The sequence below is a fragment of the Microbacterium sp. WCS2018Hpa-23 genome, assembly GCF_031843845.1.
GTDB lineage: Bacteria > Actinomycetota > Actinomycetes > Actinomycetales > Microbacteriaceae > Microbacterium.
In genome coordinates this window covers 29,644-42,256 of sequence record NZ_JAVTIZ010000008.1, presented here as the reverse complement: position 1 = coordinate 42,256, position 12,613 = coordinate 29,644, and the positions used below count along the sequence as shown (strand labels likewise).

The window sequence follows — 12,613 nt, the reverse complement described above, 5'->3', positions numbered from 1 at the left end:
TTCCTGTGACTGCCGGAGTCGGTCACAACTCCGGACTGTACTCATCAGAGGATACTGGCTCTTCGCTGATAAACGTGGTGGATGTACGTTTTGTCTGCTTTCCCGTAGTATTACGCGCTTCCTCCGTACGGGCTGCGTGCAGAGACGCGTTGATCGATCGCTCGGCGATGCCCATCGCCGGCTGCGCCATCGTGGAAGCTAGGCCGCGCGCGCTGAGACCAGCGCGTGCAGATTCGACGCGAGCGTCGGAGGCTGCCTTCTCCTTCTCCCACCGGGTGCGGTCCTCTTCATTGACGAACCCCATCATCGAAGTGATCTCGTGTTCGCTGGGGAATCCCATGATGCCCATGTCGTGCCTTCCTAGTCGTTTTCCGCTCGTATATGAGTAAGTCTAGCGTGAATGAGCATTAGCCCAGTTCGAAATCCACGTCCTGCAGAAGCGTGGCGTCGTCGTGCCCGATACCCGTGATTCGGCCCGTGTCGACAGCGTTGTACCCCTGGTTCACGCGCGCCCGAAGGTGACGTGCGACGGCGTTGCGACGGCGCTTGGCGTTCTTGCCGCCAGGATCGCGCTCAGGCGCAATGCTCTTTGCCGCAGCCTCGATCGCGTCTCGATGCTTCGCCGGTTCAACACGCTCGACGTCGTATGCCACGCCGTCGATGATCTCGGCGTCAACCTCATCGTCCTCGTCATCGATCTCACCCTCATACACGGGCTGATCGAGCCGCCTGGGCGATCGTGTGCGGGGTGACCTCGGTGCGCCGCCCCCACCATTCGGTCGAGGCGCCCTGGGATCCGAGGTCGGACGAGTGCCGGCTGACGGCCTGTCGTCCTCATCCTCGACGATCTCCGCATCCACGATGTCCTCAGCCGTGGTCGAGCGATTGGACCGCTCAGAAGACGACGCGGCGTAGTGCTCGGCCTGAGGTGCCTCGGGCTCTGCACCCTCACGCGCCGCGCCGGCACCCATGGTCTGGTAGCGGGCGAGGTCCTCGGCCACCTTCTGCTGCCAGTTGTCGCCGTACTGTGCAACCCAAGCGGAGGCGAGCTCAGGCTTGAGAAGTTGCACCTTCTCGACCGCGTCGACGTACGCCGCGGTGTAGGCGAAGTGAGACTCCCCGGACGTGAGCCCGTCGGCCTTCATCGACGCGAACATCGTCCGAGCTTTTCCGAATCGAGCGCGGGCCCTGGGGTCGTCGAGGTCGTCTGCCACACTCGGGAACTGCTCCACAGATGCTGCCACCACGTACTGCGAAAGGACATCGTTCATCTCCTCCACGGTCGTCGCGGTGACCATCTCAGCGGTGAGCGTCTGACTCGACATCACACGATGCTCATCGATACTCATCGGCGGGCGCAGCGAGAACGAGCCCGCGTCGACGAGGCGGCCCTCGTACGAGTCGACGAAGTCGCCGGTCCACACCATGCGCTTCTCGCCGGTCCCCGGAAGGTAAACCTCACGCGGCTCGCTCTTGCTGAGTCGCCCATGCCCCAGCTCGGCGAAGACGCTCGCCATCTCGGGCTCGCGCTCGAGGCGCTGGCCCACGATCACGCGCATCGCCCTGGAGACCTCCTCCTTGCCGAGGTGGTCCTCGGCGACGAAGCCGTACAGAAGGTCCCGAGCAGACTGGTACCGCGCGGTGATGGCATCCCGATCCGCACCCGGTCGCCGCATGTCCGCGTACGCCGCTTCTGCGAGGGCCACCTCTGTCATCGCTGCACTCTCTGCCGTGAACGGCAGCCGGTGGCCGTTCTCGGCGTTCTCGATGCGGTCGAGCCGCCGACGACGCCGAGCACTGAGCTGGTCACCCTTGCCCTTGCTGACCAGCTTGTCGAACTGAGCGCGCGCCTTGTCGTTCTTCCTGTCCTCGCGACCCTCGATCTTCTCGCGAATCGAGTCAGAGATCTTGCCTCGGAATTGGCCGAGCTGAGTGCGGAAATCGGGCGAGAGGGCCCACATCGATGCCGCCATGCCCAGCGTGGAGACGAGGTTCACGGCGGTGAGCCCCTGCTTGAGCGGAGCCACGCACTGGAGAACCATCATCGAGGCGTAGACCTGGTGGAGGCCGGTGAGCTGCTGACGCTGCCGATCCTTCGTCGCGTCGGCGCCGAGAATGCCTGACGAGCGCAGGCTCTCCATGTACGACTCCCCCGCGCGGATCGTGTCCAGCTTCAGCTGGGAAAGAGGATCCCGCAGCGCTTCCCCTTCGAGCCTCGACCTCTCGGCCGACATGCGCCTTCCATCCGCAGCCTGCGCAGCCCTCATGCGCGCCTCCTGGCGTCGCCGGTTGCGGCCGGCTTCACGAGCGGCCAGGTGGGGGTCGTTCGATCCTGCGGCTGCGCGACGGCGATCCGCCGGCTGTGTGACGAATCCGTCCCAGGCGCCGTTGACCTTCATGTTGCGCACGGCCTCCGACACGAAGTCAGCCCCACCACGCGCCCTCTCGCGCAGACGCTCCGAGAACGACGGCCCATCGGAGATGACCTCGACATCGATGACGTCGTCATCCTGATAACTGCTCCCAGCGGGTTCATCCTGAAGGTCGTACATCGGGATGTTCAGCGTGCGTTTCGGATCAGCCATCACTACGTCCTCTGGTCGTGTTGAGGCCTGACGGCCTACGGGCGAAGAATCTCGCAGGCTGCGAATATCCTCATTTATGGCCTGATTCTACCGTTTCCCCTCATAAATAAGCGAATATGAATCGCCGGGTCAGTCTGGTCCCACGCAAAGAACCCCGCCCCGGGATGACCGGGGCGGGGTTCTTTTCTTCTACGTCCTACGGCTGGAATCCATCCGATTCGACGACAGGACTCGCGTCCGCGGTGACGAGCTCGGGGCGGAGACGCGGCCGCGGCGCACGCACCGCCGTGGCTACCGGGGACGTCCGACCTGCGCCTCGCGAGCGCGCCCGCGGATCGTGAGCGGCGAGCACATCGCGGTTGGTGAGAACGGCGACGTCCGGGGCTGCGATCTGCAACCCCTCCTCCGCTGCCTTCTCCCACTCGGCGATCGCCCGCTGGTTGCGTCGCACCGCGTACGGGGCGAAGTGCGAGTTCTCGGTGCCGGCGAAGATGTTCTCGCGGCGCTCTGCCGCAGCGAACACATCGGTGAACGTGCCCCCGTATGCGAGGCGGTCCATCGTGGATCCGGTGTTCTGCAGGGAAGGAGCGTCCGTGTCCTCGATGTCGATGATCCGTCCATCCGGGCCGGTGAGAGCGGCCGCGACCTTCTCCACGTTCTCGGTGTTCACCGAGACGTTCAGGCCGTCCTTCGCCGTGTAGAGCTCGACGAACTGGTTCTTCCAGGTCTCGGCGTCGGCCTGCACCTCACGACCCTTATCGTCGCGGACGACAGCCCATTCGCGCTGACCGTTGTCGCCCGCAACCGCTTCGAGCTTGCGTCCCTTCCACAGCGCCCGGGCGGGCCCCATGAGCATGTTGTACTTCTGACGAGCCTCCTCCGGGTCGTGCTTTGCCTGGAGGACGGACTGCGTGACCGGGTAGGTCAGCTCGAGCACGGCCTTCAGCTCCACGTTGCGCAGCGCCTTCACGCCGCGCTGTGAGAAGGCCCCAGCGATGCCCGTTCCGTGCGACTTCACCGCGGTCGCCATCATGACACCCTCGTCCTCATCGCGGGTGTGCTGGGTGTCGCCGAGATCCGCCATGGTGACGGGGTCGACACCGAGGTGACGGCAGTAGTCGCCGATCTTCGACATCGAGCCCTTGGCGCCGGTGTCGATGCACGCCTCGATCACGCTCTTCACGTGGTCGCCGGCGTCTCCGAATCGCAGGATGGCGTCTCCGTACTGCCCCTTCATCGCATCGCGGTAGTAGTCGCTGACCTCTCCGACGATGGCGTGGCGCTGCTCCCATGCATCGAAGTCGTCGATGTCGCCGGCGTCGAGGTCGCTCTGGATCTCGTTCGCGCGCATCCGGATCGCGGCGAAGCGCTCCGTCAGCTCGGGGTCGACGTGCTGTGCGACCTTGACGTCCAGCGAGTCCTGCATCGCCAGGGGGTGCAGTCCGTCGTCGCCAACCTGACCGAGGTCCAGCAGGTTGGCCTCGATGGTGAGCTTCTCCAGGGCCTGCTGACGAGCAGCGTCGCTGGTCAGGCGAACAACGGCCACCGAGTCGCCGTCGAAGTCGCCGTCGAAGGACTTGTCCATGACCGGGTTGATGGCCACGCCGGTGAGGCGCTCGTCGACCTTCACCCGCATGTATCGCACTCCAGCATCCCGGAGCACCGGGTCGCGCCAGATCAGCGCGTAGTCGTCGTTCTCCAGACCGAGCGCCTCAGCCATAGCCGGGCCGACGGCCACCTGGTCTGCGTCCAGACGGGGGTCGCTCGTCCACACCGCGGTCGCCGAGTTGGGAAGACGGGAGGACATCAGCCCTTCCTTGAAGATGTTCCGCCGGCCGGAGAAACGCTTCTGCTTCAGGTCCTCGGTGATCGTGTCGAACGCGGCCTGCGCGCGACGGGGCATCTCGGCGATAGTGTCCTCGAGGTCGCTGATCTTCTTGTGCTCGAGAATGGGCCGGTTGGTCGCGAGGAAGTCCTTCGCAAAGCGGTATCGCGACGCCATCTCGTGCACGGCCAGGTACTGGTTCGTGTAGTCGTGCGCCGTGCTCTGTCCGTCGCTGAGGTCCTGGCCGCTGCGCAGGTGGGAGCTCATCACAGGCAGCTTCCACGTGCTGTCGGTCGCCTTCGGAATCAGCTGGCCGGTCGGGAACTTCAGCGGGAAGGGGAGTTCGAGATCTCCACCGCGATCGCCGATGAGCTGACCGAAGTCGGCCTTCATCTTGTTCGCGTTCAGAGTGCCCCGGGCGGTGACGGCGAGCTCGGGCATCTGGAAGAGCTGACGCTCCGCCCCCTCGGCCATGTCGTCGTACCCGACGCGCATCGTGCCGTCGGGCTCAAGGTCCAGACCCATCGTGACGAGCATCTCGCGGAAGTTGGCCACGGCCGAGTTGTTCGGTCCGTAGAACTCGGCCATCACCTGATCCGCACCCTGGGAGCCCAGCGCCCAAGCCAGCTGGCTGGACGCCTTGCGACCGCGGCCCTCGCGGAGTGCGGCCTCGTCGTACACCCGCGTGCCTCGCTCGACGTCCTTGTGGGTGACCACCAGGCGCATCTTGCCCATCGCATCTGCGTGAATTCCCCGACCGGGGACGTGCAGATCGGCCGGATCCTGCATGAGCTCGCGAGCCGTACCGCCGTTGAAGCGAGACACCGCGGAGAACGGGCTCATGACCACGTCCAGTTCGGGGTTCTCCTTGAACGCCTCGAGGGCCCACATCATGCTCTCGTCCTCGGCGTACTCGAGCAGGCTCTGCGAGCGGTCGACGATGAGGGAAATGACGCCCTTGTTGCCGTGCATGTCGCTGAGCTTGTCGCCCGGGACGAGAGCGCGGGGGTTGCCGTCGGCGCCGCGGATCGCGTGCTTCTCGGCGAACTCCTTGCTGACGACCATCGGGTCATCGGCCGTCCAGCCGCCGAAGGTCATCATCGCCACGCCCACCGGCTCGGTGACCGCTGCGGCGTTGAGCAGGTTGGACGCCGACATCTGCTGACGGTCGTACGGGTCGTACTTCATGAACTCCGTCTCGGACAGCTTCATCAGCGGCGCACGGTCCTCGACGTCGTCGCTCTGGATGATCCGCCCCGAGGCTGCGTCCACGCGAGCGCCCTCGACCATGTAGCGAGTGATTCCCTGGTAGACAGCGCCGTTGGTCATCACCGGGTCGAAGAAGCCGTCGGCCTCTTCCGTCATGATGGCCATGTTGCGGCCGCCGGTGAGGATCCATGCGTCGTGGCGGTTGTCGTTGGCCGGGTCGGATGCCTGGCTGGAGTTCTCCGCACGCCATGCGGCGTGCACGGTCGATCCCGATGCGATCTCGCTCGGGTAGCGGACGCGACGCGCCTCGGTGGCGAGGATGGCGTCGACGATGTGCTGCTCGAGCCCCTCCTCTGCGGCGCGCTCGATGTAGTCGACCTCGTGACGGGAGTCGTAGAGGCGGCGGTAGACGCCGTTCAGGGAGGTCGGCTCACCCACCTCCGTGCGCATCACCAGCATGTCGTTGGCGATCTGGTACTCGATCTGGTCGCCCATGATCTGCTCGTACCCACGCAGGATGGTCCGCTCCTCGACGCTCAGGTCTTCGCCGGCGCGCTGGGAGGTGATGCGGGCTTCGTAGCCGGGGACGAAGAGGTAGTTCTCGCCTCCCGCGAAACGCGTGACGACCTCGCCATGCTCGCCTCGGCCGAACAGCTGACCGATCTGACCCTTCACCGTCTCCGCGACGCCCGTGCGGCTGAGGCGCTCGGCCTCCCAGGAAGCGATGCCGTGCTCGTCGATCGCCAGGCTGATGACCCGACCGCCATTGCGCTCGATGGACTCACCGATCATCGTGCCCATCTGGCTGACGAAGGCGTCCTCGTGCATGTTCGGTTCGACGGCAGTGCTCTCGTCGAACTGCACGAGCTTGTCCTTGACCGCGCTGGCGTAGAAGCTCGAACCCATCATCTCGTCACCGTCGATGCCGGTGACCCGCAGCGCGGCGATGATGTCAGCGTTGTTGCGCCATGCGCCGAACTCGCTCGTCATGTGCTTGGCCACGCGCACCGGGTCGAATCGGCGGACGACGACCTCGCCGTCGGCGAGCGTGAGGTCATGCTGGTCGTAGCTGCCGATCAGCTCGTCAATGACGTCATCGGCATGGTCGCGGACCTTCTGCTCGGCAGATCCGACGTATGCGAGATCGCGCACCAGCATGTCGTGCGTGGTGCGGGCGGTGTCGGTGTCGACCTGCAGCTCGCCGATGACGCCGACCTTCTCCTGGTACTGCTCTTCGGTGGCACCCGAACGCAGGAGGGTCGTCTGCGCGCCGCGGAGGACATCCCAGTACGAACGCTGAATCGACGCGATCTCCGCGTCGCCGGCGAACTCGGGGAACCACTCCCCCGTCGAGGCCAGCTCGGCGTGCTCGTTGAAGTCGTTCACCAGGCGGTCGACCTCGAGGGCGGCTGCGAGGTTCTCGCGCGCGCTGTCCACCGACTCGCGGAGGTACGCCTCTCCGCGTTCGGCGTCGAGGAAGAACTGCGCCGTGGCGGTTCGCGCCTGCGCCGAGCGGCGGATGAGCACCTTGGCGCCCTCCTCCGGGATCTTGCCGTCGATCAGGAGGTCTCCGTACACCGCCATGGAGGAGCGGTCGTTCTTGGTGAAGTAGGAGTCCTGCACCTCCACGGGGACGCGGCGGCGATCGGCCTTGCTCCACTCCGTGACCGTGTGAGTGCCGCGCTCACCGACGAGACCCTTGCCGTCGGCCCGCTGGACGGGCTTTCCCAGTGCGATGCGCAACAGGTCCACTGCCTCGGCCGCCGTGGGCGTGTACGCCGCCTGGGCCTGAGAGCCGTCCACCTTGACGTTGGTGGTGAACCAGGTCGAGACGCCGTCGTCGTAGACGCGTCCAACGAAGTGCTCCTGAGTGCGCGGTTCAGTCAGTCGGACCGCGATCTTTGTCCCGGTGATCTCCGCCTTGATCTGACCCTGGTTGCGGTCGCGTCGAACGGTGTACCCGATGCCCTGGCTGCGCAGATCGTCGAGGATCGCCGTCGAGCGCTGCAGCGCCTCCGCGCTCATGTATCGGCCCGGGCGGATCTGCCCGTCCTGACCTCGAGCGCCGTCGATCACCCAGTCGCGAACGTGGCGGTACTCCTGCTCGCTCATGTACCCCATGAGCTCGGTCATACCGCTGAGGTCGTCGTAGCTGAAGGCTTCCCCCGCCTCGACGGCCTGTCCGTCCTCGTCAATCGAGTAGACGTGGAGATCCTGTGTGCGCAGCTCGGAGATCCGATCGGCGTGGCCGCCCGCGAGCTGGGCTACGTCCTCGTCGAGGATGTAGCGCACCCGGGACCCGGCCTGCTTGATCGAGCTGCGTACTGCCCAACGCGGGTCGTACGGGGAGATGGGGAGGCGGGCGCCCGCCTTGCCCGGGGACGGCTGAATGACAGAGCCGTCCTGCGCACGCCGAGAGAATCCCGCCATGTCGAAGAAGGACGTCTGCATCTGGACGTACGCGGGGGATGCGGAGGTGGCATCGGTGAAGATGCCGGGGTATCCGGCAACGTTCTCCTGCATCGTCTGCTCGATGGCGGACAGCACAGGGGGAATGCCGAGATCGGCGCTCCCCATCGACAGCTGCTGCGCATTCAGCTTCTGCTCGACCTTCGCGCGCAGATCACGCGCGGCGGAGACCATGATGATCTTCCCGGTCGCGTCCTGCGTGCGCTCGATCGTCTGCTGGAAAAGGTGCTCGTACAGGTAGCGACGCATACCCGGGCTTCGAGGATCCACGGATTCTCTCTTTCGTCAGGCCGGTCCAGCCGGCCTCGGTGATTGGTTGCTCTCATCCTATCGAGCAGAATCGACATTTTCACTCATAAATCAGGGATTTTGACGTTTTCGAGGGGTGCGGCTCAAGATGGGGACGAACGCACGAAAATGGCCCCTCCGCACTGTGTGCGAAGGGGCCAGATACGCCTCACGGGCTTCGAGCTAGTTGCCAGCCTGATCGCGCATCGCCAGCATCATTGCGCGCTCGAACTCGCCACCAGCGATATCCCTCCAGCTCTCCAGCGAGGCGAGGTACTCGTAGAACTCCCCCGTGACCTCGTAGCCGCCAAGCTCCGACAGATCGCCCTCGGAGTACACCCGGGTCGTGTCGTCCTGGGCGGCCGCCGTCAGTTGCTTGAGCGAGTCGGACTCGTCACGCTTCTGCAGGTAGAGCGTGCCACGATCGACCGAACGGAGGGACCCGCCGGCGCCGACGCTGAAGTGCACAGAGTCGCGCTCCATGTAGGCACGGGCTGCGCGGTATGCCTCGATGATCTCGCGATCGAGAGGGTTCAGCAGTGCCTTTCCATCTGCGCGCACGAGCATCTCGCGGCTGATCTGACCACCTGCGTACCGGAGCTGCTGGCGATCCGCTGCGTTCACCTGAGCGCTCTGTACGGCGCTCTGCATCTCGTAGTCCTCCTCCCAGTTGTCGTTCTCGTAGAACCCCTCCGGGGCGTCCTCGAGGTCGACGTCATCGGCGTCCAGTCCCAACTCGTCCGCGATGACCTCGCGCATCGCCGCATCGACGATCTCCATGACCTCGTCGCTGTACACGTCGGGATCGAGGCGAGCGATGTCCACGTCCTCGTACTCGTACGCGGCCTTGTACACCGCGGTGCTGTCCACGGCGGCCTCCGCCTGGAGCATGCGCTTGGCGAGCATCTTCTCGAAGTCAGGCTGGTTCAGTCGCACATCGAAGTCGAGAGCGGAGCTGAGCGTCGGGATGGTCTGCAGCGTGTACTCGTGACCGGGGTGGATGATGGTGTCCTTGAACAGTCGCCACGACATCGGCAGGATCGTCTCGTTGCGGTTCCACACCGGTGAATCACCCGCGCGGAGCACGATGCTGTTGCGCTCAGAGAGGTACGCGAGGTCGTTGTAGGAGATCACCGGCTCCTCCTTGACGGACATCGTGTACGAGACCTTGCCCTCGACATTGATGTTCTTGATGATCCGCTCGGTGTCCTTGGTCACGGTCTTCGAGTCGCGGTAGACGTTGTGGCGGGTGCCCGACATCTTCGACAGGGTCTCGATCATCGCGTCATCCGTCGACTTCAGGAACACGATGTTGGAGGTGTTGCCCTGAACGATCTTGTCCACGGACTCCCCGTAGACGTCCCGGAGCTGCTGCAGCGTCTGCAGGATGATCGTGAACTGCTGGTCCTGTCCGAGGCCGATGGACAGCATCGTCTCGAAGCCGGCGATACCGTGCCCTTCGGACTGGAGGTTTCCCAGCTCGTCGAGCATGAACCGCGTCTTGTAGAGCGGCTTCTGATCGCTCTTGGTCATGTACGACTTGTCGAAGTTCAGGTCCACGAGCTGCTTGACGAGGATCAGGATCAGCTTGGCGTACTTCATCAGGTGCGGCGGCGTGACCAGGAACACGGCCTTCGGCTTCTCGCTGTAGCGAACCATCGTCGACACGATGGCCTGCGCCTGACCCATCTCCTTGTCCGGCATCGCGAACGAGACGTTGACCAGTCGCTCCTGCTCGTACGTGGTGTGACCCTGCTCGTAGACGCCTGTCGCGGAGTTGCGACGCAGCTCGACGAGGATGCCGTTCTTGACGATCTTCTCCCCGGAGATCGGGTCCTTGATGAAGTACCGGCCGTTGAGCGAGGTCTGGTAGTCCTTCGTGAAGCGGAAGAAGAACTCCCGCACGAGCATGCCCGTGCTCGGGTTCAGCACCTGCAGGCGGAGGAACGCGACGTCGGTGGCGAACTTGCCCTTGAAGTAGTAGCGGGCCCACCCCTCTCGAGACACGATGTCCTCGTGTTCGAACTCCTCACCGAGAGGAGTCGTGAACTGGGAATCGCCGTACGCGTTCCAGCGAACCTGCATGCCGATCAGGTGATCGCGCTTGAGGTAGTTCATGCCGAATCGCACACCCATGCGCCGGGGGAAGGAGAGCCCTCCGAGGTCGGTGTTCTGCGAGGGTGCGCCGGAGGTCAGAGTCGAGATCGTGGGGTCGGTGAAGAAGCTCATCGCGGTGATGGCGATGCCGTACACGGACGCGAGCATCTTCTCGGCCCCGCCCATTGCGCGCAGAGCGTTGTCGGCGTTGCTCACGAGAGTGCGCATTGCGTTTCTCGGGAGGGCCTGTGTCGCGTTGAAGTAGAGCGTGAGCATGTCCAGCTCGTCCTTGTCGTCCCAGAGGAAGGCCTTCCTCATCACGATCTCACGCTCGGCCTCGTAGGCCTCGTCGTCGAACTCGCTGGGCTCCTGCGGGTTGCCGAACTCACCCTGCTTCACTCGGCCCTCGAGCACCTTGAGCGGGTTCTTCATCTTCTTCGCCGTCAGTTGCACGAACAGCTGATAGCAGTTGTAGAGCGTGACCTTGCCCCACATCTCGTCGAGTCTGCGCTCGAGCACCTTCGGGTCCATGTTCGTGCGGGCGGCGTAGGCGCGCAGCTCGCGCTCCTCTTCAAGGTAGTAGTCGATGAGACCGTAGGAGGCACGCTTGAACGCGTTGTTGGCGGCGTTCGGCCACACCGGGTCCTCTCCACCATCGAGCGGGAAGAACACGTCGGCGATGTTCTCGACGTAGAGAGCGCACTTCGGGGCATCGCCCTCGCGGGCGGCATCCGCTGCCATACCCAGCGGGTTGTAGATGTCGGTCTTCATCGCATTGATCAGGTTGAACTGCGTCACCTGGTATCCGCGCATCGTTGCTCGGACGTAGTTCTTCACGAGCAGCTCGCCCTTGGGGTCGTTGATGACCATGTTGCTGGGGCGGCGTTCGCGCAGCCACATATCGATGACGGGCTCGATGTACCCCTGACCCTTTCCACCACGCGTGATCGCCAGCACCATCGTGTTCACAGGGGCGGTGTCGACCAGATAGGCGCCGCCCGGGCGCTGCACTTCGTACTCCGGAAGCGTCCAGTCGCTGTTGATCAGGTCCGCGACGGTGGCGTACTGCCCCAGCTTCTCGCGGTTCTTGCCGTCAGGGTTGTACGGGACGGAGGTCGCGTCGAATCGCTTGCGGAACTTCTTGCCGGCCGGCACACCGGAGGCCTCGAAGAGCGCGTCGCCGAACTCCTCGTCGATGAGAGGAACTGTCCTCGTGATGGCGTTGTCGTCGTCGTCTCGCAGGATCTCGCCCTTGATGTACTCCACGTCGCCGTCTTCGTCGAGCATGTCCTTGTCGGCGAAGACGGAGGCCTCGATCTTCTTCAGCCCCTTGTTAGTGAGCATTACGTGGCTGATCATCGAGCTGAACTGGACGTCGGAGTGTGCGCCGGCGTCAGGGAACCAGTCGAACTTCCGCATGACCTCCTGCGGCAGGGCGATCTGCTGGTCTCCGGTGTGCTGGTTGATGTCCGAGGTGTCGTTCATCAGGTTCTGGGCGTCGAGGTTGCGCATCAGCAGCGAGTGGACGATGCCGAAGACGGCGAAACCAGTGAGCAGCGAGAGGCCTGCCTTGAGCAGGTCGAAGCTCAGGAGCTGCCCGAAGTAGTCATTGGGTGATGCGGTCACCTCTGATCCGCTGCCGTCCGTCGACTCTCCGGCGTCGTTGCGCTCCACCCACCATGTCGGCGGGTTCTGGACCGCCTCGAGCTCGGTCTTGTAGCACGGAGTGCCCTCTAGCGCCGAGCCGTCAGCATCGAGGATCTGGTAGCAGTGGAAGACCGATGAGCCGTTGACCTGCTGGATCTCGTAGAACTTCGACTGCCCGGACAGGTTGGAGTCGCCGCCCGCAGCAGGGCCGAGCAACGCCATGATGAGGCCGAATGCCGACAGGACGAACCACGCCAGGATCGCGGTGATCGTTCCGATGATGGCAGACGCCCAAGTGCGGCCGGTCTTCGTCAGGAGAGGGTCGATCTTCGAGCGATCCAGTTGCTGGCTCTCGTAGACATCCCTGTTCTTCAGCGTCTGGTCCGCCTTGCGAGCGGAGATCTTGTCCCAGTTGCTGGCTTTCGGGTGGCTCGGGTTCTTCGTCACGGAGACTCCCTGTTGGTGTAGCGAGAATGCGGGGCACGGCACCTGT

The 12,613-nt window shown here is 64.4% G+C and carries 4 protein-coding genes; all 4 read right to left on the bottom strand.

Annotated elements, in window-relative coordinates; all coding sequences use genetic code 11:
* Window positions 1-22 precede the first annotated feature (22 nt).
* The 4 genes from RQG77_RS14085 to RQG77_RS14070 all read right to left on the bottom strand — a co-directional run bounded on the left by RQG77_RS14085 (window position 23) and on the right by RQG77_RS14070 (window position 12,567).
* The gene (locus RQG77_RS14085; RefSeq protein WP_311245260.1) at window positions 23-349 is read right to left on the bottom strand and encodes a hypothetical protein; all 327 of its coding nucleotides are present in this window, start codon (window positions 347-349) and stop codon (window positions 23-25) included.
* Window positions 350-407: 58 nt separating this feature from the next.
* Window positions 408-2,585, bottom strand: coding sequence for a hypothetical protein (locus tag RQG77_RS14080; RefSeq protein ID WP_311245259.1), 2,178 nt, complete (start codon window positions 2,583-2,585; stop codon window positions 408-410).
* 196 nt (window positions 2,586-2,781) lie between these two features.
* Window positions 2,782-8,358 carry a hypothetical protein gene (locus tag RQG77_RS14075; RefSeq protein WP_311245258.1) on the bottom strand — a complete coding sequence of 1,859 codons (5,577 nt, stop codon included), beginning with the start codon at window positions 8,356-8,358 and terminating at the stop codon, window positions 2,782-2,784.
* 201 nt (window positions 8,359-8,559) lie between these two features.
* Window positions 8,560-12,567 carry a type IV secretory system conjugative DNA transfer family protein gene (locus tag RQG77_RS14070; protein WP_311245257.1) on the bottom strand — a complete coding sequence of 1,336 codons (4,008 nt, stop codon included), beginning with the start codon at window positions 12,565-12,567 and terminating at the stop codon, window positions 8,560-8,562.
* Window positions 12,568-12,613: the final 46 nt, after the last annotated feature.

What these genes read in the sequence shown, in the direction of transcription:
- RQG77_RS14085 (WP_311245260.1), bottom strand. Translation starts at nt 349, where the DNA reads ATGGGCATCATGGGATTCCCCAGCGAACACGAGATCACTTCGATGATG.
- RQG77_RS14080 (WP_311245259.1), bottom strand. Translation starts at nt 2,585, where the DNA reads ATGGCTGATCCGAAACGCACGCTGAACATCCCGATGTACGACCTTCAG.